The sequence below is a fragment of the Arthrobacter sp. SAFR-023 genome (assembly GCF_051965295.1).
GTDB lineage: Bacteria > Actinomycetota > Actinomycetes > Actinomycetales > Micrococcaceae > Arthrobacter.
Genome location: NZ_JBQCMF010000001.1, coordinates 144,429 through 168,866, shown reverse-complemented (window position 1 = coordinate 168,866; position 24,438 = coordinate 144,429). Strand labels below are relative to the sequence as shown.

The 24,438-nt window shown below is 64.6% G+C and carries 25 protein-coding genes; 21 read left to right on the top strand and 4 right to left on the bottom strand.

Annotation, left to right across the window (positions count from 1 at the left end; all coding sequences use genetic code 11):
- The 6 genes from thrB to ACTHQX_RS00770 all read left to right on the top strand — a co-directional run bounded on the left by thrB (position 1) and on the right by ACTHQX_RS00770 (position 7,524).
- On the top strand, positions 1-966 hold the full coding sequence (gene thrB / locus ACTHQX_RS00795; RefSeq protein ID WP_236803990.1) for a homoserine kinase: 966 nt from the start codon (positions 1-3) through the stop codon (positions 964-966).
- Positions 967-1,414: 448 nt separating this feature from the next.
- Positions 1,415-3,631 (top strand): transcription termination factor Rho, encoded by a 2,217-nt coding sequence (rho, locus tag ACTHQX_RS00790; protein ID WP_440155182.1) that lies wholly within the window; start codon positions 1,415-1,417, stop codon positions 3,629-3,631.
- A 288-nt stretch (positions 3,632-3,919) separates the two neighbouring features.
- Entirely contained in the window at positions 3,920-4,993 is a 1,074-nt protein-coding gene (gene prfA, locus ACTHQX_RS00785; protein ID WP_236803983.1) for a peptide chain release factor 1, read from the top strand.
- Positions 4,994-5,008: 15 nt separating this feature from the next.
- Positions 5,009-5,938, top strand: coding sequence for a peptide chain release factor N(5)-glutamine methyltransferase (prmC, locus tag ACTHQX_RS00780; protein ID WP_440155180.1), 930 nt, complete (start codon positions 5,009-5,011; stop codon positions 5,936-5,938).
- A 15-nt stretch (positions 5,939-5,953) separates the two neighbouring features.
- Positions 5,954-6,757 (top strand): L-threonylcarbamoyladenylate synthase, encoded by an 804-nt coding sequence (locus tag ACTHQX_RS00775; RefSeq protein ID WP_440155178.1) that lies wholly within the window; start codon positions 5,954-5,956, stop codon positions 6,755-6,757.
- Positions 6,754-7,524 (top strand): WecB/TagA/CpsF family glycosyltransferase, encoded by a 771-nt coding sequence (locus ACTHQX_RS00770; RefSeq protein ID WP_440155177.1) that lies wholly within the window; start codon positions 6,754-6,756, stop codon positions 7,522-7,524. The genes ACTHQX_RS00775 and ACTHQX_RS00770 overlap by 4 nt, the downstream gene beginning before the upstream one ends.
- Before the next feature lie 18 nt (positions 7,525-7,542).
- On the opposite strand, the gene ACTHQX_RS00765 is transcribed toward ACTHQX_RS00770, so the two are convergent.
- Positions 7,543-8,439, bottom strand: a complete 897-nt coding sequence (locus tag ACTHQX_RS00765) for a glycosyltransferase (RefSeq protein ID WP_440155175.1) — start codon at positions 8,437-8,439, stop codon at positions 7,543-7,545.
- A gap of 303 nt (positions 8,440-8,742) precedes the next feature.
- Between ACTHQX_RS00765 and ACTHQX_RS00760 the strand changes: the two genes are divergently transcribed.
- The 12 genes from ACTHQX_RS00760 to ACTHQX_RS00705 all read left to right on the top strand — a co-directional run bounded on the left by ACTHQX_RS00760 (position 8,743) and on the right by ACTHQX_RS00705 (position 18,353).
- Complete coding sequence (locus ACTHQX_RS00760; protein WP_236803973.1) at positions 8,743-9,870, top strand: MraY family glycosyltransferase; 1,128 nt, start codon at positions 8,743-8,745, stop codon at positions 9,868-9,870.
- Between the two features lie 90 nt (positions 9,871-9,960).
- Positions 9,961-10,455 carry a hypothetical protein gene (locus ACTHQX_RS00755; protein ID WP_440155174.1) on the top strand — a complete coding sequence of 165 codons (495 nt, stop codon included), beginning with the start codon at positions 9,961-9,963 and terminating at the stop codon, positions 10,453-10,455.
- Positions 10,455-10,793, top strand: coding sequence for an AtpZ/AtpI family protein (locus ACTHQX_RS00750; RefSeq protein WP_440155172.1), 339 nt, complete (start codon positions 10,455-10,457; stop codon positions 10,791-10,793). The genes ACTHQX_RS00755 and ACTHQX_RS00750 overlap by 1 nt, the downstream gene beginning before the upstream one ends.
- 81 nt (positions 10,794-10,874) lie before the next feature.
- Positions 10,875-11,675: a F0F1 ATP synthase subunit A gene (gene atpB / locus ACTHQX_RS00745; RefSeq protein WP_102972065.1), complete on the top strand. Its 801-nt coding sequence runs from the start codon at positions 10,875-10,877 to the stop codon at positions 11,673-11,675.
- Between the two features lie 78 nt (positions 11,676-11,753).
- Positions 11,754-11,972 carry an ATP synthase F0 subunit C gene (gene atpE, locus ACTHQX_RS00740; RefSeq protein ID WP_003804776.1) on the top strand — a complete coding sequence of 73 codons (219 nt, stop codon included), beginning with the start codon at positions 11,754-11,756 and terminating at the stop codon, positions 11,970-11,972.
- A 53-nt stretch (positions 11,973-12,025) separates the two neighbouring features.
- Positions 12,026-12,583: a F0F1 ATP synthase subunit B gene (locus tag ACTHQX_RS00735; protein WP_236803967.1), complete on the top strand. Its 558-nt coding sequence runs from the start codon at positions 12,026-12,028 to the stop codon at positions 12,581-12,583.
- A complete protein-coding gene (locus ACTHQX_RS00730; protein WP_236803965.1) occupies positions 12,583-13,410 on the top strand; it encodes a F0F1 ATP synthase subunit delta in 828 nt (275 codons plus the stop codon). The genes ACTHQX_RS00735 and ACTHQX_RS00730 overlap by 1 nt, the downstream gene beginning before the upstream one ends.
- 83 nt (positions 13,411-13,493) lie before the next feature.
- Entirely contained in the window at positions 13,494-15,131 is a 1,638-nt protein-coding gene (gene atpA, locus ACTHQX_RS00725) for a F0F1 ATP synthase subunit alpha (protein ID WP_440155483.1), read from the top strand.
- A gap of 76 nt (positions 15,132-15,207) precedes the next feature.
- Complete coding sequence (locus ACTHQX_RS00720; protein WP_440155170.1) at positions 15,208-16,098, top strand: F0F1 ATP synthase subunit gamma; 891 nt, start codon at positions 15,208-15,210, stop codon at positions 16,096-16,098.
- A 72-nt stretch (positions 16,099-16,170) separates the two neighbouring features.
- Positions 16,171-17,625, top strand: coding sequence for a F0F1 ATP synthase subunit beta (gene atpD / locus ACTHQX_RS00715; RefSeq protein WP_111905896.1), 1,455 nt, complete (start codon positions 16,171-16,173; stop codon positions 17,623-17,625).
- A 1-nt stretch (position 17,626) separates the two neighbouring features.
- On the top strand, positions 17,627-17,911 hold the full coding sequence (locus tag ACTHQX_RS00710; RefSeq protein ID WP_111905897.1) for a F0F1 ATP synthase subunit epsilon: 285 nt from the start codon (positions 17,627-17,629) through the stop codon (positions 17,909-17,911).
- A gap of 10 nt (positions 17,912-17,921) precedes the next feature.
- Positions 17,922-18,353, top strand: a complete 432-nt coding sequence (locus ACTHQX_RS00705; RefSeq protein ID WP_440155169.1) for a DUF2550 domain-containing protein — start codon at positions 17,922-17,924, stop codon at positions 18,351-18,353.
- A 153-nt stretch (positions 18,354-18,506) separates the two neighbouring features.
- Here the strand turns inward: ACTHQX_RS00705 and ACTHQX_RS00700 are convergent, their stop codons facing one another.
- Both ACTHQX_RS00700 and nucS read right to left on the bottom strand, forming a co-directional pair.
- Positions 18,507-18,710: a cold-shock protein gene (locus ACTHQX_RS00700; protein WP_003804766.1), complete on the bottom strand. Its 204-nt coding sequence runs from the start codon at positions 18,708-18,710 to the stop codon at positions 18,507-18,509.
- A gap of 294 nt (positions 18,711-19,004) precedes the next feature.
- Complete coding sequence (gene nucS / locus ACTHQX_RS00695) at positions 19,005-19,700, bottom strand: endonuclease NucS (RefSeq protein WP_236803957.1); 696 nt, start codon at positions 19,698-19,700, stop codon at positions 19,005-19,007.
- A 155-nt stretch (positions 19,701-19,855) separates the two neighbouring features.
- Between nucS and ACTHQX_RS00690 the strand changes: the two genes are divergently transcribed.
- Together ACTHQX_RS00690 and ACTHQX_RS00685 are read left to right on the top strand one after the other, a co-directional pair.
- On the top strand, positions 19,856-20,212 hold the full coding sequence (locus ACTHQX_RS00690) for an ATP/GTP-binding protein (RefSeq protein ID WP_440155168.1): 357 nt from the start codon (positions 19,856-19,858) through the stop codon (positions 20,210-20,212).
- Positions 20,213-20,265: 53 nt separating this feature from the next.
- Positions 20,266-21,063 (top strand): alpha/beta hydrolase, encoded by a 798-nt coding sequence (locus ACTHQX_RS00685; RefSeq protein WP_440155167.1) that lies wholly within the window; start codon positions 20,266-20,268, stop codon positions 21,061-21,063.
- Positions 21,064-21,076: 13 nt separating this feature from the next.
- Here the strand turns inward: ACTHQX_RS00685 and ACTHQX_RS00680 are convergent, their stop codons facing one another.
- Complete coding sequence (locus ACTHQX_RS00680) at positions 21,077-22,444, bottom strand: AI-2E family transporter (RefSeq protein ID WP_440155165.1); 1,368 nt, start codon at positions 22,442-22,444, stop codon at positions 21,077-21,079.
- A 192-nt stretch (positions 22,445-22,636) separates the two neighbouring features.
- On the opposite strand from ACTHQX_RS00680, the gene ACTHQX_RS00675 reads away from it, so the two are divergent.
- On the top strand, positions 22,637-24,379 hold the full coding sequence (locus ACTHQX_RS00675; RefSeq protein ID WP_440155163.1) for a hypothetical protein: 1,743 nt from the start codon (positions 22,637-22,639) through the stop codon (positions 24,377-24,379).
- The last annotated feature ends 59 nt before the right edge of the window (positions 24,380-24,438 follow it).

Sequence of the window (24,438 nt, the reverse complement as noted above, 5' to 3'; positions counted from 1 at the left end):
ATGCTGCCGCAGACCGCCCAGCTGCCCGCCATCAAGGCCGGGCAGCAGGTGACGGTCCGCGTACCGGCCACCAGCGCCAACCTCGGTCCCGGCTATGACAGCCTCGGGCTGGCACTCACGCTGCACGACACCCTTACCGTGGAGAGCCTCGACACCGACGAGTTGGTCTTTGAGCTCAGCGGTGAGGGTGCGGATTCTCTTCCCCGGGACGCCAGCCACCTGGTGGTCCGGGCGATGAATGCCGCCTTCGGGCGGCTGGGCTACCGCCACACGGGCCTGAAGATCACGGCGGAAAACGTCAATCCGCACGGCCGTGGCCTGGGTTCGTCGGCGTGCGCAGTGGTGGCAGCCGTGACTGCCGCAAACGCGCTGCTGCCGGCGGGGGAGCAGCAGGACCGGAACTGGATCCTGCAGCTGACCAGCGAGATGGAAGGCCACCCGGACAACGTCGCTCCGGCGATCTACGGCGGACTGGCGCTGTCCTGGCAGGACAGTGACCAGTACAGCACCACGTGCGCCACCGTGGACGCTGCCGTCATCCCGATCGTGGCAGTTCCGGACTTCGAGCTCTCCACCGAGGCAGCGCGCGCTTTGCTGCCTGCATCCATCGGCCATCACGCGGCGGCGATGAACTCCGGCCGTGCAGCACTCCTCATCCATGCCCTGACGCAGAAGCCTGAATTCCTGCTCGCCGGCACCGAGGACTTCCTGCACCAGAGCTACCGCGCGGAGGCCATGCGGCCCAGTGCGGCCCTTATCCGGGCCCTGCGCGCTGCCGGCCACGCTGCCGTTGTCTCCGGAGCCGGTCCCACGGTTCTGGTCCTGGCCGACGGCGAGGCCGAGGCCGCCGAGGTTCTGGAATTCATTGCGTCGTTTTCCGAGGCAAACACTCCGGACATCAACTGGCGTGTGATGAAGCTGGCAGTCGACGTCGAAGGTGCTAAAGTGGGAGTGCACCGGCGGTAACACCGCATGCAGTCTCCGCAGTCAGCACCGCATTCACTGAGCCATCACAGCATTCATTGATGCAGCCAGACGGCGACTCTGCAGTCGAGAGGGCCCTGCAGCCAAGAGACCGTGCAGTCACCGACTCCGAAAATGGCCTTAACCGGTCACCGGGTCAGAATCTGCTTCGATCTGCTGCTGCTGCTTCGATCTCTTACTTGCGCGATATTTTTCGGTGCCACCTGCTTGGCCTGGCCAGGAACCTACAGATGTGATTCTGTTCCCTGAACCGCCAGTCCGCCGCCCCGCCAGCTATGCGGAGCGTTTGAAGGTGATCAGTATCCGGCCCTGCTGGCCGAACTCCAACCGGCAAGGCCGAACATCGCGGCTGCAGATCTGAACTGCAGCCCAGATCCAATCATCGCGTCCAGCTCACAGTCTGGACGCCGTCGAGGGGGAAGGATCCTTCGTGACCGAAACCACTGAGCTGTCGCCAGCTGTGGACATATCATCTTCTGCTTCCGGATCGTTGACGGAAGCACCCGCCAAGAGCAGCGGCCTTGCCGGCCTGAAGCTCGCCCAGCTGCAGGCCCTCGCCAGCCAGCTCGGTATCTCCGGCGGATCCCGCATGCGCAAGGGCGACCTGGTGGCGGCTATTTCCGCGCACCGTGCAGGCACGTCCGCCACCGCCACCAAGGCGCCGGCACGGACCTCCGCGAAGGCCGCTGCAGCCAGCGCGGCAGCTCCGGCTGCCGATACCGCCGCAGCAGCTTTGGCTCCGGAAGCCGCTGCAGCAGCCGAGGCTCCGGCCCAGGAAACCCGTGCACGTGGCCGCGGCCGCAGCCGCCGGGCAGTGAGCGACGGAATCGTTGCCGCACCCGCAACGGAAACCCCCGCCGAGGCTCCTGCCGCTGAAGCACCGTCCGCCCCCGAGGCGCCCGTTGCTGCTTCGGCCGAAGGTGCAGTCTCCGGTGAGGCAGAAGGCGCAGAGCGCCGCCAGCCGCGCACCCGCAACCGCCGCCGCGGCGAAGCAGCCGCAACGGCTCCCGCCGAAGCACCCGCTGCCCCCGCTGAGGCTGCCCCCGAGGCACGCGGCGCTGAGGCACGTGGCACTGAAACCCGTGGCACTGAAACCCGCGGCACTGAGGCCCGTGGCACTGAAGCACGTGGTGCTGAGACACGCGAGCAGGCACCGGAGGGCGAAGCCGGACAGCGCGAACGCCGGGATGCCCGCGGCCGCGGTGGCCGTGACGCCGGCGAAGCTGGCGGACGTGACACCCGCCGTGATGACACCCGCCGTGATGACACCCGGCGGGACGATAACCGCCGTGACGACAACCGCGACGCCGACGACGACGGCGGCAGCCGCCGCAACCGGCGGAACCGGCGCGACCGGAACGACCGCAACGAGCGTTCGGACAGCCGCGACGGCAGCCGCAACGAACGGTTCCGCGACCGCAACGACCGCCGCCGGGGACGCAGCCAGGGGCCCGACGTCGACGACGTCGAGGTCACCGATGACGACGTGCTGCTGCCGGTGGCCGGCATCCTGGATGTCCTCGAAAACTATGCGTTCATCCGTACCTCCGGCTACCTGCCGGGCCCGAACGACGTGTACGTCTCCCTGGCCCAGGTCAAGAAGTACAACCTGCGCAAGGGCGACGCCGTTGTTGGCGCCATCCGTGCGCCGCGTGACGGCGAGGACCGCGGCCAGCAGTCCGCCCGCCAGAAGTTCAACGCGTTGGTCCGCGTTACCTCGGTGAACGGCAAGACCGCCGAGGACCTCAAGGACCGCGTGGAGTTCGCCAAGCTCGTCCCGCTGTACCCGTCCGAGCGCCTGCGCCTCGAGACCGACCCCAAGAAGATCGGCCCCCGCGTCATCGACCTGGTTGCCCCGATTGGCAAGGGCCAACGTGGCCTGATCGTCTCCCCGCCCAAGGCCGGCAAGACGCTCATCCTGCAGTCCATCGCCAACGCGATCACCACCAACAACCCTGAGGTCCACCTCATGATGGTGCTGGTTGACGAGCGTCCCGAAGAAGTTACGGACATGCAGCGCACCGTCAAGGGTGAGGTCATTGCCTCCACCTTCGACCGTCCCGCCGACGACCACACGACCGTGGCCGAGCTCTCCATCGAACGCGCCAAGCGCCTCGTGGAAATGGGCATGGACGTTGTGGTGCTCCTGGACTCCATGACCCGTCTGGGCCGTGCCTACAACCTGGCAGCCCCGGCCTCCGGCCGCATCCTGTCCGGTGGTGTGGACTCCGCAGCGCTGTACCCGCCCAAGCGGTTCTTCGGTGCTGCCCGCAACATCGAAAACGGCGGCTCGCTGACCATCCTGGCGACGGCCCTCGTGGAGACCGGATCCAAGATGGACGAGGTCATCTTCGAAGAGTTCAAGGGCACCGGCAACATGGAGCTCCGCCTGTCCCGCCAGCTGGCGGACAAGCGCATCTTCCCCGCCGTGGACGTCAACGCCTCCGGCACCCGCCGTGAAGAAAACCTGCTCTCGGCCGAAGAGGTCAAGATCATGTGGAAGCTGCGCCGCGTCCTCTCCGGCCTGGAGACCCAGCAGAGCCTGGAACTCCTGACCAACAAGATCCGCGAAACCCAGAGCAACGTCGAGTTCCTCATGCAGGTTCAGAAGACGACGCTTGGTGCGAAGTCGGATAACGACAAGTAGCTGAGTTAGGGGCGGGCGCAGGTGCGTTCGTGCGGTGAGTGCCGCGCGGATGTTCCGCCCCCGCCCCTTCGCGTTGCAGCTGACGTACTGCGTACGTCAGCTGCAACGCTCCGACAGCGGGTAGGGGCCTTCCCAACACTCGCAAGCTCGCGTCGGGGCCCTCGGCCCGACCCTTAGTTGCCATTCCCCAGCGGAAAATCCGTGCGGCTTCGTCGTTAAGCTCACCATCCGCCGTCGTGCTTTGCTGTCATCACTAGACTTGGTTACAAGTCGAAAGAGGTTTTGAGAATGTTTGAGTCCGTACAGGGCCTGTTGGATGAGCATGATTCCATCCAGGCGCAGTTGGGGGATCCGGCTGTTTATGCTGACCAGAAGCTGGCGCGGAAGCTGGGGCGGCGGTCTGCTCAGCTGAACGGCATTGTGGAGGCCTACCACAAGTGGCATGCGCTGCATGATGACCTCGCGGCTGCCAAGGAGATGGCTGCCGAGGACCCGGACTTTGCTGCCGAGGTCCCTGAACTTGAGGAAGCACTGGAGGCCGCGGCGGCGCGGCTGACGCGGCTGCTGATTCCCCGGGACCCGGACGATGCCCGCAACGTGATCCTCGAGGTCAAGGGCGGCGAAGGCGGCGACGAGGCGGCACTGTTCGCCGGGGACCTGCTCCGCATGTACACCCGCTACGCAGAGTCCCGCGGCTGGAAGACCGAGATCATCTCCTCCACCGAGTCGGACCTCGGCGGCTACAAGGATGTCCAGGTTGCCGTCAAGGGGAGCTCCAACGACCCCGCCGAAGGCGTCTACGCGCGGCTCAAGTTCGAGGGCGGCGTGCACCGTGTGCAGCGTGTGCCCGTGACCGAATCGCAGGGCCGCATCCACACCTCGGCCGCCGGCGTCCTGGTCCTGCCCGAGGTGGATGAGCCCGAAGAGCTCGAGATCAACCAGAACGACCTCAAGATCGACGTGTACCGGTCCTCGGGTCCCGGCGGCCAGTCCGTCAACACCACCGACTCCGCCGTCCGCATCACGCACCTTCCCACCGGAATCGTCGTGGCCATGCAGAACGAGAAGTCCCAGCTGCAGAACCGCGAAGCCGGCATGCGCGTCCTCCGTGCCCGCATCCTGGCGCATCAGCAGGAGCAGATCGACGCCGCCAACTCAGAGCAGCGGAAGTCCCAGATCCGCACCATGGACCGGTCTGAGCGGATCCGCACGTACAACTACCCGGAAAACCGGATTGCCGACCACCGGACGGGCTACAAGGCCTACAACCTTGACCAGGTCATGAATGGGGACCTCGAGCCGGTCATCCAGTCCGCCATCGAGATGGACGAGCAGGCGCGGCTGGACGCCATCGGCGACTAGGAGCCCGGGGATTCCATGACGTCCGAGCACACCCCGGAGCCGCCTGCCCACTCGCTGCCCGCCCAATCCCTGTCTGGCCAGTCCCTGGCGGAGGCCGTCCGGGAGGCAACCGAGCTGCTTACGGAGGCCGGCGTCCCCAGCCCGCGGGTGGACGCCGAACTCCTGGCCGACCATTTGCTGGGCGTGGGCCTGGGGCGGCTGCGGTCCATGATGCTTGGCGATGCCTCGGCCCCGGCCGGTTACGCCGAACTCGTCGCCGAGCGCGCCACCCGGATTCCGCTCCAGCACATCACCGGCGTGGCGCACTTCCGCTACCTCCAGCTCGCAGTGGGGCCTGGTGTGTTCATTCCGCGCCCGGAGACGGAGTCCGTGGTGCAGCTGGTCATCGACCGGCTGCGTGCACTGGAACGTGCCGGCGTGGTCCGCCCCAAGGTGGTGGACCTGGGCACCGGATCCGGTGCCATCGCCGGATCCATCGCACACGAGGTTCCCGAAGCGGAAGTCTTCGCGGTGGAGTTCAGCGAGTTCGCGCACGCCTGGGCGGCGAAGAACCTCCGGCCGCTGGGGGTCACCCTGCTGCTGGGGGACCTGCGGAACGCCCTGCCGGAACTCAACGGAACGTTCGACGTCGTCGTCTCCAACCCGCCGTACATCCCCGCCGAAGCCATCCCCAACGAACCGGAAGTGGCGCTGCACGATCCGCCGGAAGCACTCTACGGCGGGGGAGCGGACGGCATGGAACTGCCGACGGCGGCCGCCGCCTCCGCAGCACGGCTCCTGGTTCCGGGCGGCTACTTCGTGATGGAACACGCCGAAGTCCAGGCTGGCTGGATATCGACGATGCTGAAGCGGACGAAGCTCTGGACCGACGTCACCACGCATTTTGACCTTAACGGCAAGGAACGCGCCACCAGCGCCGTCCTTGCTTTCCCGCCCGCGGAGTAATGAAAGAATGAGGCAGTGACCACTACGTACAACTGCACGGCCGACGACGAGCGGACCGCCGGAATCGCCCACGCACGGCGGGCGATCCTCGAGAAGAAGTGCATTGTCCTGCCCACGGACACCGTCTACGGAATCGCAGCCGATGCCTTTTCCCCGCAGGCTGTCACCATGCTGCTGGTGTCCAAGGGCCGCGGCCGAAACATGCCGCCGCCCGTCCTGATTCCGCGCCTGAACGCGCTCGACGGGCTGGCCACCGATGTGTACCCGGATGCCCGCGACCTGGCTGAGGCCTTCTGGCCCGGGGGACTGACCCTGATCTTCCACGCGCAGCCGTCCCTCGACTGGGATCTGGGCGAGACCAAGGGCACCGTTGCCCTTCGCATTCCGGACGACGAGGTGGCCATTGACCTGCTGACCGTTACCGGACCCCTCGCCGTGTCCTCGGCAAACCGGACCGGCCAGGCTCCGGCGCAGACAGCCTTTGAAGCGCGTTCCCAGCTCGCGGAGTCCGTTGAGGTCTACCTTGAAGGCGGTTTCCGTCCGGTCGAGGGGACCGACGCCCGGCCGTCCACCATCGTGGATGCCACCTCGTTGCCGCTGCGCGTCGTCCGCGAGGGCGCCATCAGCCTGGAGCGGCTGCGCGAGGTTGTTCCCGGAGTTCTCGACATCAACGGCAACGCCGCGGACGAAGCTGGGCTCACCGCTGTCCCGGCTGACGCTCGCTCCGAGGATGCTTCCCCCGGGGACGCGGCGCCCGACAGCGCTGCTGACGCTCCTCTGCAGTCCGACGCCGGCGAAAAGCCCGCAAGCGCCGAATGACACTGCAAAGGCAACCTATTCCCGTTCTTGGAGTGGACGCCACGCCCTTGGACGTCGACGGACTCACCGCCGTCCTCAACGGATTCGTGGCTGACGGCACCACCAGGACGGTCGTCGGACACAATCTCCACAGCGTGACGCTTTTCCACTCCGAACCGGAGTTCAGGAAGTTCTACGAGAACAGCGACGTTGTCCTTCTCGACGGCGCGCCCGTCCTCTGGCTGTGGGGGAGGAGCAGGCAAAAGACGGCCCGGCATACAAGGTCCGTCATGGACTACCGGCTTGGTTCAACGGACTGGATCCCCGCGCTGGGCAGGCTGGACGGCCTCCACCGCATTGCTGTCCTTGGGGCCGGCGCGACTGCCAACGCCATGGCCGTGGCGAAACTGCAGGCCACGGTGCCGGGCGCCACCGTCGCGGGCATGCCGGGGGAGGACTGGGACTCGGAACTGGAGGAGAAAGCTGCCGCGTGGCTGGCGGAACTCCAGCCGCAGCTGGTGCTGATCGGCCTTGGCATGCCGCTGCAGGAAGAGGTGCTGTGGCGCCGCCTGCCGTCGTTGCCGCCCGCGGTCTACTGCGCGGTCGGCGGAGCCATCGAGCAGATCGCCGGCATCCAGAAGCTGGCGCCACGCTGGCTTGGCCGGCTTGGGCTGGAATGGGCGTGGCGGCTGCTGCTGCATCCGCGCCGCGTGGCGTACAGGGTGTTTGGCGAGCCGTGGGTCCTGCTGGCACTCCTGCTGCGGCGCCGGCTGCGCGGGCAGGGCTGACAGCCCCGCCCGCCTACGCTAGAACTTCTGGTCCTTCAGCGGGCCAAATCCCTTGCCGCGCAGCCCCGTGGAAAACGCCCGGAACCAGTCCGCCAGCCCCCGGACATCCCCGCGGCGGAGGAAATAGCCGAGGTAGCCGCCCACGTCGGCCACCAGGGACTTCACGCGGAAATGGCGGCGAATGAGGTAACCGCGGTTGCGGTAGTAGTAGTAGCGCTTGAAGGCGCCCTCCGGGACGATGACGTGCCAGCGGGCACCAAACACGTGCTTCGTTTCGGAAAACGCGTGCGGGTGCATGATTGCAGCGGTGGTGACGGTGCCGAAACGGATGCCTGCCTTGCGCAGCCGGATGGTGAAGTCCACCTCGTCGCCGCGGATGAAGAGGCGCATGTCCGGCAGGCCCACCTTGAAGAAGACATCCGAGCGGATGAGCGCGCCGTTGAAGAAGTGGCCGTCGTTCGGCAGGAACCCCACCTTCTCCAGCGCGGCCCGGTCGTGGGACACCTTGCCGTCCAGCCGGAAGAAGAAGGAGAGCTGGTCGGGATGCCCCGGGGATACCACCAGGGGCACAACGGCCTCAAGATCTCGCGCCTCCGCTTCCCGGATCAGCGTGGCCAGGCACTCGGCGTCCGCCGGCTCGGCGTCGTCGTCCATCATCCAGACCCAGTCGGCGCCGCTGGCCACGGCCTTGAGCGCCGCAAGGGAGAAGCCCCCGGCGCCGCCAAGGTTGGCTTCCGAACGGATGTAGTCCACATTTGCATGCTGGGCGGCGACGTCCTTTGCGGGGACTGTGCCACTGTCAACGAGGCAGATTGTCGACACGCGGGCTGTCTGCCCATTGATGGCCTTCAGCAGGACCGCTAGCTCATGGGGGCGGTCAAACGTCACGGCGGCAACTGCGACCGACACTGGCATTTCGGGGATCCTTTCAGCACAGCCGTCGGCAAGTTTCCCGCCGGCGTAAGGCCGTGTGACGCGAAGCGATGTACCCGTTGGCGTTAGTATCTTGACTAGAGTCCACTGTAATACAGCCCCGTCAGGCACTATGCACTGCCTGTCTGTGCGCGCATGGCGACGGAGAAGTTTCATTTATTGCACGTCAGATCCACACCTATCGAGCCCGCATGGTCCGCCCGGACTGACCCCGCATTCGCATCCGCATAAACTGCAGCATGGCGGTAGGCAGTGCGCCAGCACCACAGGAATGGTGGCTGCGCCATGATCATGTACCTGTCCATGATGCTGACCGCGGCGCTCGTGTCCTACGGGGCCACATGGGGTGCACGGCTGATCGGTAACCGGCTTGAGCTGTTCGCCCCTATCCGCAGCCGGGACATGCATTCAAGCCCGGTGTCGCGGCTCGGCGGGCTGGGGATCTTCGCCGGCGTGCTGGTGGCACTGGCCGTGGCAAGCCAATCCTTCTTCGTCAAGGACATCTTCCGCAACAACGGCGCCCCGTGGGGTGTGCTGGCGGGCGCTGCCGTCATCGTGCTGGTCGGAGTGGCTGACGACCTCCTGGATCTTCGCTGGTGGGTCAAGCTGATAGGGCAGTCCCTCGCCGCGCTCGTGGTGGCTGTCTGGGGCGTGCGGATGACCATCATCCCGTTCATTCCGGAACCGATCCGTTTCGACTCGGACCCGATCAACATCGTCCTCACCACCGGCCTCATCGTCGTCACGATGAACGCTTTCAATTTCATCGACGGGCTGGACGGACTGGCCGCCGGGGTGGCCATCATCGGCGGGTCCGCGTTCTTCCTCACCGCTTACTGGGTCCACCGGAACGCGCCGATCCTGGACCGATCCGATCTCGCCACTCTGCTGACGGCGGTCCTTGTGGGCAGTTGCCTGGGGTTCCTGCCACACAACTGGTTTCCGTCGAAGATCTTCATGGGCGATTCCGGCGCGATGCTGATAGGCCTGCTCATGGCGTCGGCCGGTGTGGTCTCGACCGGGCAGATCACCTCGGGCCTTTATGACCGCGTCAACGGTATCCCCACGATCATCCCCATCCTGCTGCCGTTCGCCGTGCTGTTCCTGCCGCTCCTGGATCTGTGCCTTGCAGTGGTGCGCCGCACCGCCGTCGGGCGTTCACCGTGGTCCGCCGACCGGGGGCACCTGCACCACAAGCTCATGGACATCGGATACTCCCACCGCACCGCGGTCATGCTGCTGTATCTGTGGGCGGCGGTGCTGTCTTTCGGTGGTCTGGCCTTCGCCGTCTACCCCTGGCAGGTTGTGGTGGCCGTCATGGTCGCCGCCACCCTGGTCATGGGTCTGGTCACGGCCTGGCCGTACCTGAGCCGCCGCGGCGATGACGCCGGAGTAGGGCCAACACCGGAGTAAGACCCGCTTTTCGGAAAATTTCTATCTCATGTAGAATTCAGGTGCAGGTCTTTCCTGCACCACTCCACCCTGCCCCGAAGATTGGTTCGCATGTCCTCCAACGCCGAGCCCGGACCTGTGTCCGGCAAGGAATCCGTTGGTGTCTCCGGGCCCACGCGGTCGCTCTGGCTCGGCCTGCTTGGACTCAGTTCTGCAGTCTCCTGCGGCGCGCTCGTCCTTACCGGCGTGGTGGCCTTGCTGCTGAACGGCTGGACCGGTGTTGTGTCCAGCAGCCTCGGCGGCCTGCTGGTGGTCGTGTTCTTCGCCATCAGCCTGCTGATCGGACACTTTGTGGGGCGGAGTAACCCTTCGGGTGCCGTCGGCCTGTTCGTGGCTACCTACTTCGTCAAGGTCATCGGTTTCGCCGTGGTGTTGTTCGCCGTGGGTGCTCCCGACTGGCTGCACGGCCGCTGGTTCGTCATAGGCGCCGTCGTGGCCGTGGTCACGTGGCAGGCTGCCGAGATCTACGGTTTCAGCAAAGCCCGGCTGCAGATCTTCAACGACCCCGAACCGGACAGCCCCAAGTCGAACGGTGAGCAACACTGATGACCAAGCACAAGCACCCCGGGAAAAACGAGCCTGGAGCACCTGAACCGACGCCCGGTCCTGCCGCCGTACCCAGCGAAAATTCCGACGGCGGTTACAACGCTGGAATGGCCGTCTTTAGCTACATAATTGGCGGAATCATCGTCTGGAGTTTGATAGGGTGGGGACTGGATTATCTGTGGGGAACCCGCTGGATTGTGCTCGTAGGCGCTCTGCTTGGAGCTGCGGGAGGGTTCTATCTGTCCCATATGCACGGCCTCACCAGTTCAAGGAAACCAACTGGCGGGAACGGTGCAGCCAGCGGCCCGTCCGAGGACGGGAACAGTAATGCCAAATAATTTCACGAGGGGGAGGGCAAGCATGACGCGCGCCGGAACCTTACCAACGCCCAACGATGGACACTGCAGAGAGGAAACGCGTTGATCGCGCTTGCGCTCCCGGCCCAAAATTCAGGAGAGTTCACACCTCCCGGAATTGAAGAAATGCACCTGCCGGCAATCCTGCCGTGGGGTGCGGCAGACGGATTCTCCAAGCAGATGCTGCTGGTTATCCTGTCCGTCGTCATTATCGCCACATTCTTTGTGCTCGCTGCGCGGAAGCAGCAGCTCGTTCCCGGCAAGCTGCAGTTCGCAGGTGAGGCCGCCTACGGCTTCGTCCGCAACAGCATCGCCAAGGACATCATCGGCGGCAGGGACTTCATCAAGTATGTCCCGCTGCTGTTCAGCTTGTTCTTCTTCATCCTGGTGAACAACATCTACGGTGCAATCCCGGTGATCCAGCTCCCGAGCTTCTCGCACGTCGGCGGCGCCTACGTGCTTGCCGCCATTGTGTACGTCACCTGGATCGGCATCGGCATCAAGAAGAACGGCCTGCGCTACTTCAAGCTCGCCACTGTTCCCTCCGGTGTCCCGGTCTACATCCTCCCGATCGTCATTCCGATCGAGATCATCTCCAACTTCCTGGTCCGTCCGGTCACGCACAGCCTGCGTCTCTTCGCCACCATGCTGGCCGGCCACCTGATCGTCATGATTGCCGGTTCAGGCATTGAATACCTCGTCATGCAGGAGAACGTCCTTCTCAAGGGCACCTCCGTGCTGGTTCTGGCCGGCGCGATTGCCATGTACATGCTGGAAGCGCTGATCATGGCGCTGCAGGCGTACGTGTTCACACTGCTGACTGCGATCTACATTGAAGGCGCACTCCACGCCGACAGCCACTAGGCACCCCAAACTTCCCCTCGTGGGGATGAAGCAACCCAAACAACCTGCCATATACATGGCATCTTGAAAGGAAGAAAAATGGAAGGCTCCATCAACGGCTCCCTCAACCTCATCGGCTACGGTCTCTCGGCCATCGGCGGTGGTATCGGTGTGGGTCTCGTGTTCGCTGCCTACATCAACGGTGTGGCACGTCAGCCGGAAGCCCAGCGCGTCCTGCAGCCGATCGCATTCCTCGGCCTTGCGCTGACTGAAGCCCTCGCCATCCTGGGCCTGGTCTTCGCTTTCGTTCTCAAGTAAACCTTCAGAACCAAGCGAACATTCAGAACCGAGTAGATAAGGACGGGTGAAATATGAATCAGCTGATCATCTCAGCCGCCGCTGAAGGCGCCGAGGCGGCTAACCCGCTCGTTCCCAATCTTTGGGAAATGGGCGTCGTCCTCGCCGGCTTTGCTGTCCTCTTTTTCATCGTGGTCAAGTTCGTTGTCCCGATGTTCGAGAAGACGTTTGCAGAGCGTGCCGAGGCCATCGAGGGCGGCATCGCCAAGGCTGAGAAGGCTCAGGCTGAGGCTTCTGCTGCACTCGAAGAGTACAAGCAGCAGCTCACCGATGCCCGTGCCGAGGCAAACCGTATCCGTGAGGAAGCGCGTGCCGAAGGCGCCCAGATCCTGGCGGAACTGAAGGAGAAGGCTGCAGCAGAGTCTGCACGCATCACCGCTCAGGCACACGCGCAGATCGAATCCGAGCGCCAGGCGGCCGTTGTGTCGCTGCGTTCGGAGGTGGGCACCCTTGCCACCACGCTTGCGGGCCGCATCGTTGGGGAAACCCTCGAGGACGACGCACGTGCAGCACGCGTCGTTGACCGCTTCCTGGCTGATCTGGAGACCCAGAACGCAGGTGTAGCTAAGTAATGGCAGGTGTATCGAGCGAATCGCTGACCAAGGCGCTGACCGAGCTGGAGCCAAAGCTTCCGTTTGCATCGCTGCAGTTGGCAAAGGAACTTTTCGGAATCCTGGGAGCGGTAGACAGCTCGGCTGGCTTGCGCCGCGCCCTGACTGACCCCTCCCGCAGTGGTGAGGAAAAGTCGGCGTTGATCAAGCAGCTCTTCAGCGGAAAAGCTTCCGCCGAAGCCGTGGACATCGCAGCCGGTCTGGCCAGCTCACGCTGGGCATCGGCGCGAGACATCGGCGATGCACTCGAGACGCTTGCCGCAACGGTGGTCATTGCCGTTGCTGAAAACAAGTCGGCCGTTTCTGCCTCCGGTATCACCGGTCTGGAAGAGCTGGAGAACGATCTTTTCTCCTTCAACCAGGCCGTGGCTGCCAACCACGATGTGCAGCGCGCCCTGTCTGAACCGCAGGCCAGCGCTGCTGCAAAGATCGCCCTGGCCGAGAGGCTCGTTCCTTCCGCAAGTGAGGAAGCCAAGGTCCTCATCGGACAGGCGGTCGCGCAGCCCCGTGGCATCAAGGCAACCAAACTCGTGAGCCGTTTCGCCGAGCTCGCCGCCAAGCGCCAGCAGCGCTGGATTGCGACGGTCAGCGTCACGCGTCCCCTCACGGGGACGCAGGAGAACCGTCTGCAGCAGGGACTGAACTCCCTTTACGGACGCGAGCTGAAGGTCAACTTCAACGTTGATCCCACGCTGATCGGCGGCATCCGCGTTCAGGTGGGGGACGAAGTGCTCGACGCTTCGCTCCTCACCCGCCTGAACGACCTTCAGCGCCAGCTGGCCGGCTAGCCGGACAAGCACCACACAACTGATAGAAACCCCGGTCATCGTGAGCAACGATGATCACGAATACAGGAGAGCAGGGACTGCAGATGGCCGAATTGACCATCAACGCCGACGACGTCCGTAATGCGTTGAACGAATTCGCGGCGTCCTACGAACCCGGAAACGCAGAGCGCGTAGAGGTCGGCCGTGTGACCACCGCAAGTGACGGCATCGCCCGTGTTGAGGGCCTTCCCTCGGTCATGGCGAACGAGCTGCTTCGCTTCGAAGACGGCACCCTGGGCCTCGCCCAGAACCTCGACGTGCGCGAGATCGGTGTCATCATCCTCGGTGACTTCTACGGCATCGAAGAGGGCCAGGAAGTTCACCGCACCGGACAGGTTCTGTCCGTGCCGGTGGGCGACGCCTTCCTCGGCCGCGTGGTGGACCCCCTGGGTGTGCCGATCGATGACCTCGGCGAGATCAAGGCCGAGACCACCCGCGCCCTGGAACTTCAGGCTCCGGGCGTTACCCAGCGCAAGTCTGTGCACGAGCCGATGCAGACCGGCCTGAAGGCCATCGACGCCATGATTCCGATCGGCCGCGGCCAGCGCCAGCTGATCATTGGTGACCGTCAGACCGGCAAGTCCGCCATTGCCATCGACACGATCATCAACCAGAAGGACAACTGGGCTTCCGGTGACGTGAACAAGCAGGTCCGCTGCGTTTACGTCGCGATCGGCCAGAAGGCTTCCACGATCGCAGCAATCCGCCAGACCCTTGAGGACAACGGAGCGCTCGAGTACACCACGATCGTTGCCTCCCCGGCTTCCGACCCGGCTGGCTTCAAGTACCTTGCACCGTACGCCGGTTCGGCCATCGGCCAGCACTGGATGTACGGCGGCAAGCACGTCCTCATCGTGTTCGATGACCTGTCCAAGCAGGCCGAAGCCTACCGCGCCGTGTCACTGCTGCTCCGCCGCCCGCCGGGACGCGAAGCCTACCCGGGTGACGTCTTCTACCTGCACTCCCGCCTGCTGGAGCGTTGTGCCAAGCTCTCCGACGAGCTCGGCGCAGGCTCGATGACCGGTCTGCCGCTCATCGAAACCAAGGCAAACGACGTTTCCGCCTACATCCCGACCAACGTGATCTCCATTACCGATGGCCAGATCTTCCTGCAGTCGGACCTCTTCAACGCCAACCAGCGCCCCGCTGTTGACGTTGGTGTCTCGGTGTCCCGCGTCGGCGGTGCCGCCCAGGTCAAGTCCATGAAGAAGGTCTCCGGTACCTTGAAGCTGGATCTTGCCCAGTACCGCGACATGCAGGCGTTCGCGATGTTCGCATCGGACCTCGATGCTGCATCCCGTCAGCAGCTGACCCGCGGTGCACGCCTGATGGAACTGCTCAAGCAGGGCCAGTACTCGCCGTTCCCGGTTGAGAACCAGGTTGTGTCCATCTGGGCCGGTACCCAGGGCTACCTGGACGACGTTCCGGTTGAGGACATCAGCCGCTTCGAGTCCGAATTCCTGGACCACCTCAAGCACAAGTCCTCCATCCTCACGACGCTGGCTCAGACCAACGTTCTGGGCGATGACACCGTCGAAGCACTGAAGACCGCGATCGTGGACTTCAAGAAGGGCTTCTTCGGCGAGGGGGACAGCCAGCTGGTGGGCGCCGGCCACGAGGAGCATGAAGCTATCTCGGAGGGTCAGGTCGACCAGGAAAAAATCGTCAGGCAGAAGCGCTAGTTTCGCTGGCAGGGACTGCCGGAACCCTTCGGGGGTCCGGCAGTCCCGGCCATCGGGATCTTAGGAAAGGATAAGTATGGGAGCCCAGATCCGGGTCTACCGTCAGAAGATCAGCTCGACGACGTCGATGCGCAAGATCTTCAAGGCGATGGAACTGATCGCTACCTCGCGCATCGGCAAGGCCCGTGCCCGGGTGGCAGCTTCACTGCCTTACGCGAACGCGATCACGCGCGCTGTTTCTGCTGTCGCAAGCCAGAGCGAAATCGATCACCCCCTGACTACCGAGCCGGAGAACATCCGCCGGGCCGCCGTCCTGGTCATCACCTCAGACCGTGGCCTTGCAGGATCGTATTCCGCCAGTGTGCTCAAGCAGGCCGAAGGCCTGAATGAACTGCTCCGTGCCGAAGGCAAGGACGTCAAGACATTCCTGCTGGGCCGCAAGGCGCAGGCTTACTTCGATTTCCGGAACCGTCCCTATGGGCGCGTCTGGACCGGCAACACCGATGCCCCTGAGTTCGCCACGGCGCAGGAGATCGGCGCGGCCCTGCTCGAAGACTTCGCCACGGACTTCGAAGAGGGCGGCGTGGACGAGATCCACGTTGTGTACACCCGCTTCAAGTCCATGGTGACGCAGGAGCCGACCGTCATCCGACTTCTTCCCCTCGAAGTTGTGGAAGAGCAGGCAGCCTCCGAATCGGAACTGCTGCCGCTTTACGAATTCGAACCGGAGCCGGAACAGGTGCTCAACGCACTGCTGCCGCGCTACATCGAATCCCGCATTTTCGCGGCCATGCTGCAGGCAGCGGCTTCTGAGCTTGCTGCACGCCAGCGGGCGATGAAATCTGCCGGCGACAACGCCACGGAGCTCATCAAGAAGTACACGCGTCTGCGCAACACCGCCCGCCAGGCAGAGATTACGCAGGAGCTTTCCGAAATCGTGGCCGGCGCCGACGCTCTCGCGTCGTAGCCGGACCGGTCCCGGACCCCTGCAACAAAAGATAAACTTAACCCCACGCCATCTACGAGTGAAGTGAGAGAGATGACTGCCACCGCTACCGAACACGTAGCAGCAACGGCCGGTGCCACCGGCCGTATCGCACGTGTTATTGGCCCGGTTGTCGACGTCGAATTCCCGGCTGACGCAATCCCCTCGATTTACAACGCACTCACCACCGAGATCACTCTCAACGGTGAGACCAAGACCATCACGTTCGAGACCTCCCAGCACCTGGGTGACAACCTCGTCCGCGCTATCTCCCTGCAGGCAACCGACGGCCTGGTCCGCGGCACGTCCGTAGTTGACAGCGGTTCCCCGATCACCGTCCCTGTTGGCGACGGCGTCAAGGGCCACATCTTCAACGTCCTCGGCAAGCCGCTGGACGTCGACGAGTCCGAGATCCAGGCTTCGGACTACTGGCCGATCCACCGCAAGGCCCCGTCCTTCGCGTCCCTCGAAGGTTCCACCGAGATGCTCGAAACGGGCATCAAGGTCATCGACCTCCTCACCCCGTACATCAAGGGTGGAAAGATCGGCCTGTTCGGCGGCGCCGGCGTGGGCAAGACCGTTCTGATCCAGGAAATGATCACCCGTGTTGCCCGCAACTTCGGTGGTACTTCCGTGTTCGCCGGTGTCGGCGAGCGTACCCGTGAAGGCAACGACCTCTGGGTCGAAATGGAAGAGGCAGGCGTCCTTAAGGACACCGCCCTTGTGTTCGGCCAGATGGACGAGCCGCCGGGAACGCGTCTGCGCGTGGCGCTGTCCGCCCTGACCATGGCGGAGTACTTCCGCGATGTCCAGAACCAGGACGTGCTGCTCTTCATCGACAACATCTTCCGCTTCACGCAGGCAGGTTCCGAGGTTTCCACGCTGCTGGGCCGCATGCCCTCCGCAGTGGGTTACCAGCCGAACCTTGCCGACGAGATGGGCCTCCTCCAGGAGCGCATCACGTCCACCAAGGGCCACTCCATCACCTCGATGCAGGCCATCTACGTCCCCGCAGATGACTACACCGACCCGGCACCGGCCACGACGTTCGCACACCTGGACGCCACCACGGAGCTTTCCCGTGAAATTGCCTCCCGTGGTCTGTACCCCGCAGTGGACCCGCTGACTTCGACGTCCCGAATCCTGGACCCGCAGTACATCGGCAAGGACCACTACAACACGGCTGTCCGTGTGAAGCAGATCCTGCAGAAGAACAAGGAACTCCAGGACATCATCGCCATCCTCGGTGTCGACGAACTGTCCGAAGAGGACAAGATCGTCGTCTCGCGTGCGCGCCGTATCCAGCAGTTCCTGTCGCAGAACACCTACACCGCCAAGCAGTTCACCGGCGTTGAGGGCTCCACGGTTTCCATCAAGGACACCGTTGAAGGCTTCTCCGCGATTTGCGACGGCGAACTCGACCACATCGCAGAGCAGGCGTTCTTCAACGTCGGCGGCCTGGATGACGTTGAGCGCCAGTGGGCCAAGATTCAGGAACAGACCAAGTAATATGGCTGAGCTTGAGGTTGAGATTGTCGCAGCGGATCACTTCGTGTGGTCCGGGGCGGCCAAGATGGTCAAGGCCCGCACCAGCGATGGTGAAATCGGAATCCTGCCCGGCCACTCGCCCGTGCTGGCGATTTTGGCCGAGGGCCAGTTGGCAATCGAGCCGGTTTCCGGCGACCGCATTGCCGTGGATGTTGACGGCGGGTTCTTCTCCGTCGACAACGACCGGGTGGTAATTGTTGCTGACAACGCCCAACTGGGTGACGCGGCCACTGCGGGGATCCGATAGCACAACCCTGATGGACGTTACTTCCTTTCCGTTCATCGCCATAGCAACCGTGTTTGCGGTGCTGATTTTTACGCTGTGCCTGTTTGGGGTGCGCCGCTTCAACCTGCGGCGCGCCCTGGGCACGGTGGACGCCTCCATTCGTACGGCTGGAAAGAGCTGGCGGATGGGGGTTTGTCGTTATCAGGACAATGAGCTTGAGTGGTTCAAGCTGCTGTCCCTGAGCGTTCGGCCCGGCCACCGTTTCAAACGGAGTTCCCTTGAGCTGCTGGGCCGGCGCCAGCCCACGGAGGCGGAACTGGTCAAGGTGCAGCCCGATGTGGTGATCGTGGAGCTTCGGTACGAAGGGGAGGATGTCTTCCTGGCCATGAAGTTCGACGCCTACACGGGTTTGTCCTCGTGGCTTGAAGCCGGCCCGGTCATCGGCGTGGGGACCTGGCGCTGAGGCTGCCGCCACCGGCCTGAACCGCACCGGTCTGAACCGCACCGGCCTGAACCGCACAAGGCGGCGCCGTGAATGTTTCATGGTTTGAAAATATTAGTGACACAAAAAATGATCCCCGGCACGAATGCCGAGGATCATTTATTTTGCGACAAATTAGACGACGGTTACGCCCGTGGCCTGGGGGCCCTTGGCACCCTGGCCGATTTCGAACTGAACGCGCTGGTTCTCGTCGAGGGTCTTGAAGCCACCGGTCTGGATCTCGGAGTAGTGAACGAAGACATCGCCATCGGAGTCGTCCGGGGTGATGAAGCCGAAGCCCTTTTCAGCGTTGAACCACTTGACGGTTCCCTGTGCCATTTATTTCTCCTCAGTATGGAACTTTTTAAGGCCAGCACACCTCGTACTGGTCTTGGTTACTCCGCGAGAAGAATCCTGGCCTGCACCCCCGATGACCGGAATTGCGTTGCAGGAGCTTCGCGCTCGCAACATGTCTTGCGAGCATGAAAACCACCTACACAAAGACTGGTATAAGAATTTCATGGGCAAACCGTCTGGTCAACGGTCAAAACGCGAATTACGCCAAATTTTGGGCAAATACGCAGTGAACGCCTGATCACCCATCCGTTACGGCCCCGCAGCTTAAAAGTACGGTCAGAAAAGCCGGGACTCGACGTCGTCCACGCCCCGCATCGCATCGTAATCCAGGGTCACGCAGTCAATGCCACGGTCCGTGGCAAGCACCCTGGCTTGCGGCTTGATTTGCTGGGCGGCGAAGATACCGCGTACCGGTGCCAGCAGGGGATCCCGGTTGAGCAGTTCAAGGTACCGGGTCAGCTGCTCCACACCGTCGATGTCCCCGCGGCGCTTCAGCTCAATGGCCACCGTGGCGCCGCCGGCATCCCGGGCAAGGATGTCCACTGGTCCGATGGCGGTGAAGTACTCCCGCCTGATCAGGGAGAACCCCTCCCCGAGGGTTTCGATCTGGTCGGCGAGGAGCCGCTGCAGGTCGGCCTCGACACCGTCCTTGATCAGGCCGGGGTCCTGTCCCAGTTCGTGGGAGCTGTCGTGGAGCTGTTCATGGATGTTGATGATGAGCCGGTCGTCCGTCTTGGCCGACTGCACCGTCCACTGCTCGACGACGCCAACTTCGACTTCGGCGTCCTCCGGGGAGGTGACGCGGAGAACGGCGGGCGGGCTCATCCAGTTCAGCGGCTTGTAGGAGCCGCCGTCGGAGTGCACCAGGACCGAACCGTCGGCCTTCACCAGCAGGAGCCGGGTGGCGAGGGGGAGATGGGCTTTGAGCCGGCCAACATAATCAACGGAGCAACGGGCTATGACGAGACGCACGCCCTACACCATACCTTCTCTGCAGTGTCTTCCCTGCAGGGCCTGCCCTGCAGGGCCTTCTGCCGTGGCCGCGAGGCAGGGACGAAACCGCGGCGTGCAGTAGCGCGGTGTCATGCAGCGCAGGGCATGGGGATCCGCTAAGGCAGAATGGAGGCATGCCCCGCTCCAACCGTCCCCGCCGCCCCAGAGTCGGTCGCGGTGCCGGCGGAAACACGCCGGGCGGAGGAAAGCACGGCGCAGGCCCCGCCCCGGAACTTGACCTGGAGAGAGCCCGCGCGGGAATCGCCCGCAGGGAAAGCGCGCCGGACGGCGACTGGATGGTGCGCACCATGACGGCGCGCAACGCCGAGAAGACGTACATCTGTCCGGGCTGCTCCACCGCTGTGCAGCCCGGGATCGCACACCTTGTGGTCTGGGCGGACGACCACCTGTTCGGAGCTGCCGCGGGGCTGGCCGAGCGGCGCCACTGGCACACCAACTGCTGGACGTCCCGTAACTTCCGGTACCGCTAACGCCCGGTGGACCGGTGTGGGGAGCAAGCCGGCCGGAAGATAAGCTGGTGCGCATGACTTTTGACCCGGCGTCGTACGTTTTCAGCCAGCCATCAGCAGCCACCGCGATCCGCGCCTCCACGGTGCTTCCCGCCCGGCGCGAAAACATCGAAATCCACACCGAGGACGGCCACACTCTTGTGGGCGAACTGGCCCTGCCGGAATCGGGTCCGGTCACTGCCACGCTGATCACCCTCCATCCGCTGCCCACACATGGCGGTTTCATGGATTCCCACGTGTACCGCAAGGCCTCCTACCGGCTGCCGGCGCTGGCCGGAGTGGCCGTACTGCGCTTCAACACCCGGGGCACGTCCTCGCCGCGCGGAACCAGCGACGGAACCTTTGAAGAGGGCATCGGCGAGCGGTACGACGTGGAGGCGGCGGTGCGCTTCGCCGTCGAGCGGGGGCTGCCGAACCGCTGGCTGGTGGGCTGGTCCTTCGGCACCGAGCTCGCCCTCATGTACGGCGCCGTGGAACCGGTGGCCTCCCAGGTGGAGGGCGCAGTGCTGCTGTCCCCGCCGCTGCACCGCGCCACCGACGAGCACCTGCTGCTCTGGGCGGCCGCCGGCAAGCCGCTGACCGTCCTGGTGCCCGAGCACGACGACTACCTCCGGCCCGCCGCTGCAGAGGCCCGGTTCGGCCTTGTGCCGCAGGCCAGGGTGGTGGGGGTCGACGGCGCCAAGCACCTTTGGGTGGGGGAGAAGCAGGCCGCCCGGGTGCTGAATGAGATCGTGGACGACGTCACCCGCGACGGCGCGGGAGTCGAGGGCCTGCCGCAGGAATGGGAAGGGCCGGTGGCCGCCGCCGTCTAGTGCTTGGGTGTGCCTAGTGCTTGTCCTGGCGCACGATGTAGATCTCCTTGATGAGCAGCAGGGTGGCGGCCGCCGTCGGGATGGCAATGAGTGCCCCCAGGACGCCTAGCAGGCTGCCGCCCGCGATCACCGAGATGACAGCAACGGCGCCGGGCACCGCCACTGCTTTCTGCATGATGCGCGGCGAGATGAAGTACGCCTCGAACTGCAGGTAGGCGAAGTAGCAGATGGCGTAGGCCAGGGCGGACTGCCAGCCCAGCGTCAGCGTGATCAGGATGACCACCACGCCGGCGATGAGCCCGCCCACCAGGGGGATGAAGGCCAGCAGCGCCACCACGAACGTCAGCAGCACGGCGAACGGCACGCCGATGATGGACATGACGATGAAGGCAAAGGTGGCATTCAGGAGGGCGACCACCGCCTGGCCGATGACGTAGTTGCCCACGGAGCGGCTGATCTCCTCGGACAGCGCCTCGACCCGTCCCCGCCGGGACCGCGGTGCCAGCCGGTAGCCCCATTTCTTCATTGCGGGCAGGGCGGCGAGGAAGTACAGGCTGAGCACCAGCACGATCAGGGTGCCGAAGAGGCCATTGGCCACCGTCGAACCGAAGCCGACGACGCCGCCGAAGATGCCGCTCATGGCCTCCGGGTTCTTGACGAACTTGTCCAGTTCCTCCGTGATGCGGTCGCGAACGCCGAACTGGTTGTCCACGGTCCGGAAGAAATCCGAGTTAATGAAGTCGCGCACCCACACTGGAGCCTGCTTCACGAGCTCGGTGACCTGCTCCACGATCGTGGGGATGAGGGTGGCGAAGAAGCCGACGACGGCGAGCATCAGCACGGATACCGACACGAGGATGCCGGCGGGCCGGGGGATCTTCCTGCCCTCCAACCAGCGCACCACCGGGTCCAGGCCGAGGGCGATGAACAGGGCGGCCACGATCCAGAGCAGGAGCTGGGTGGTGTGGGAACCGATCCAGTAGACCAGGAGGGCCAGGCCGACGCCCACGGTGCCCATGAATCCCAGGTACAGCGGGTGCTGGGTCGAGATGCGTGGCCCGGGGGAACCGAAACGCTCGGTGTCCCCGGGTTCGCCGGCATCTTCTGCCTGAAGGTTGTCGGGATGCTCGGGCGGGAATTCAAAGCGGAGCCGCGGCTGGGCGCCGGGGATCGGCTGGCGCAGACGCCTCAGCACGGCACCGAGGGCTGCCGGACGGCCCTTCGTCTTGACGGGCTTCTGGTGCGGGGCGGGCTGTGGCGCGGTGCTGGACTCTGCCGCGTGGTGTGCAGCAGTGTCCTGTGGTGCCGGCAGGCTCTGGGGGGAGTCGGCGTCGGGCAGATCTTCGGGGCCGCGCATGGACGGATCCGTGTGTTCAGTCACTGCTTTCTGATGCCTTTACCGTGCGTGGCGCCGCGGCTGCGGGCCGGATGTGATGATCATCGCAAACACTATCAGCAGCCTTGTGAATAGCCGGGCGGGCAGCGCTTCGCTTGGTCGGCAGCCGGGGCTCCGCGGCCCCCGATCCGGCCTATTGGTAACAAAACGGTTACTATTGGAGGTAAACCCCCGCTGATGATAGGTATTCCTTTGCGTTTCAAGACTGCAGTTGCACTTGTGCTGCTCGGCCTCCTGACACTGCTGGCCGGCATCGGGCAGAAGACCTTCTGGGCTCCTGCCGAGACGGTAACGGCAACGGCTTCCGCCGGCGAAGCCGCGCCCCTGACCGTTATCGACCAGAAGCTCCGCACCCTCGAGGGCGGAACGGTCACCATCAAGGTCAAGGGTGAGGGCAGCTTCCTGCTCGCGGCCGGACGCCCGGATGACGTCGACGCCTGGGTGGGCAAAACCGCCCACAACACGGTCACCGGACTTTCCGAGGACAAGAAGTCGCTGCAGGTTAAGCACACCGACGGTGAAGCCAGCGCGCCGTCGCCTGCCGGCTCCGACCTTTGGGTCAGCACCGAGAACGCCAGCGGCGAGCTGGACTACACGTGGTCCGCCCCGGCCGACGGCGATTGGTCCCTGCTGCTCGCAGCAGACGGAAAGAAGCCCGCGCCGTCGTCCATTTCCATGACGTTCCCCAATGACACCTCCATGCCCTGGGCCGTGCCGCTCATGGTCCTCGGCGGACTCCTCATTATCGCGGGTGGGGTACTGCTGGTCCTCAAGCCCAAGGGCGGGGCTTCCCGCGACGGCGGGTCGGCTGACGGCGGGTCCGCCAGCAAGGCCACCGATAAGCAGGGCAGCCCGTTTGCCCGGCGCGCCCGCGCCAAGGCGGCGGCCAAGGCTGGTGAACGGTCCTCCTCCGCGCGGCTCAGCGTGGTGGTCGCGGCCACCACCGCCGCTGTCCTCGCCGGCGGCGCAGCTGCCGCCCAGGCCAGCACGTCCGCGGCCCCGACGAACAGCGCATCCGCACCCCCTGCAGCGACGGGCACGCCGGTGGTCCTGGACGCCCAGTTCCGCCGCATCCTGGAGCAGGTGGCCAGCGCCACCGACTCGGGCGACGCCGCCAAGGACGCCAAGAAGCTGACCGCCCGCGTTGCCGGAACGGAACTTGAGGTCCGGACCCAGAACTACAAGATCAGGTCGCGTGTGGCCTCCTATGACGCGCGCATGCCTGTGCGTTCCACGAAGCTCCTGACCACGGTGGTGACGGACAAGCGCGAATGGCCGCGCTCTGTCATGGCCGTTACGCAGGGCGAAGGCAACGTCGTGCCTCAGCTGCTGACGCTCGTGCAGAACTCGCCGCGGGAAAACTACAAGCTTGTGGGCACGTCGCCGCTGCAGCCCGGCACCACCTTCCCCGCGATCGTGCGCGGGGGCACCGAGTCGCTTGCCGCGGACGACAAGTCCGGCCTGCTCTACAGCGGGCAGGAAGCGCTCGCCGGCCTGGCTGACCGGCTGACCAAGTCCAACTCCACATTCAAGAGCAAGCTGGTTGAAGGGGAATCATCCCCGTACATCGCGGACACGCTGTCCTACCAGGCTGACATCGTGAAGGATGGCGTCGACGGCAAGTTCGCGTTCACGCACAAGGTCATTCCGGAGAGCACTGTCGTGTTCCGGACGGAGGACGGCGGGGCGCTGGTCCTTGGCCGCCTGACCTTCAACTTCGACGGCACCCCCAAGGCGGAGGGCGACAAGCTGTCCATCGGCAACGATGCGGCCGTTCTCGCTGGCGGCAAGGAGACCACTACCGGGATGGTGCTGAAATTCGCCGAATCCGTAGCCGTCTATGTGCCGCCGGCCACCTCGAAGGATCCGATGAAGCTCGTGGCCGCCACGCGCGGACTGGTTGGCGCCAGCTTCAAGTAAGGAACGGCGTTGTCGTAAACCTGCCGTCACTCGAGCGGCCGCGGTGCTTACCGCGGCCG

Excerpts from the sequence above, each read along its gene's own strand:
- thrB (WP_236803990.1), top strand. The coding sequence starts at position 1 with ATGCTGCCGCAGACCGCCCAGCTGCCCGCCATCAAGGCCGGGCAGCAG.
- prfA (WP_236803983.1), top strand. The coding sequence starts at position 3,920 with ATGTTTGAGTCCGTACAGGGCCTGTTGGATGAGCATGATTCCATCCAG.
- prmC (WP_440155180.1), top strand. The coding sequence starts at position 5,009 with ATGACGTCCGAGCACACCCCGGAGCCGCCTGCCCACTCGCTGCCCGCC.
- ACTHQX_RS00770 (WP_440155177.1), top strand. The coding sequence starts at position 6,754 with ATGACACTGCAAAGGCAACCTATTCCCGTTCTTGGAGTGGACGCCACG.
- ACTHQX_RS00765 (WP_440155175.1), bottom strand. The coding sequence starts at position 8,439 with ATGCCAGTGTCGGTCGCAGTTGCCGCCGTGACGTTTGACCGCCCCCAT.
- ACTHQX_RS00760 (WP_236803973.1), top strand. The coding sequence starts at position 8,743 with ATGATCATGTACCTGTCCATGATGCTGACCGCGGCGCTCGTGTCCTAC.
- ACTHQX_RS00755 (WP_440155174.1), top strand. The coding sequence starts at position 9,961 with ATGTCCTCCAACGCCGAGCCCGGACCTGTGTCCGGCAAGGAATCCGTT.
- ACTHQX_RS00750 (WP_440155172.1), top strand. The coding sequence starts at position 10,455 with ATGACCAAGCACAAGCACCCCGGGAAAAACGAGCCTGGAGCACCTGAA.
- atpE (WP_003804776.1), top strand. The coding sequence starts at position 11,754 with ATGGAAGGCTCCATCAACGGCTCCCTCAACCTCATCGGCTACGGTCTC.
- ACTHQX_RS00735 (WP_236803967.1), top strand. The coding sequence starts at position 12,026 with ATGAATCAGCTGATCATCTCAGCCGCCGCTGAAGGCGCCGAGGCGGCT.
- ACTHQX_RS00730 (WP_236803965.1), top strand. The coding sequence starts at position 12,583 with ATGGCAGGTGTATCGAGCGAATCGCTGACCAAGGCGCTGACCGAGCTG.
- atpA (WP_440155483.1), top strand. The coding sequence starts at position 13,494 with ATGGCCGAATTGACCATCAACGCCGACGACGTCCGTAATGCGTTGAAC.
- ACTHQX_RS00720 (WP_440155170.1), top strand. The coding sequence starts at position 15,208 with ATGGGAGCCCAGATCCGGGTCTACCGTCAGAAGATCAGCTCGACGACG.
- atpD (WP_111905896.1), top strand. The coding sequence starts at position 16,171 with ATGACTGCCACCGCTACCGAACACGTAGCAGCAACGGCCGGTGCCACC.
- ACTHQX_RS00710 (WP_111905897.1), top strand. The coding sequence starts at position 17,627 with ATGGCTGAGCTTGAGGTTGAGATTGTCGCAGCGGATCACTTCGTGTGG.
- ACTHQX_RS00705 (WP_440155169.1), top strand. The coding sequence starts at position 17,922 with ATGGACGTTACTTCCTTTCCGTTCATCGCCATAGCAACCGTGTTTGCG.
- ACTHQX_RS00700 (WP_003804766.1), bottom strand. The coding sequence starts at position 18,710 with ATGGCACAGGGAACCGTCAAGTGGTTCAACGCTGAAAAGGGCTTCGGC.
- ACTHQX_RS00690 (WP_440155168.1), top strand. The coding sequence starts at position 19,856 with ATGCCCCGCTCCAACCGTCCCCGCCGCCCCAGAGTCGGTCGCGGTGCC.
- ACTHQX_RS00685 (WP_440155167.1), top strand. The coding sequence starts at position 20,266 with ATGACTTTTGACCCGGCGTCGTACGTTTTCAGCCAGCCATCAGCAGCC.
- ACTHQX_RS00675 (WP_440155163.1), top strand. The coding sequence starts at position 22,637 with ATGATAGGTATTCCTTTGCGTTTCAAGACTGCAGTTGCACTTGTGCTG.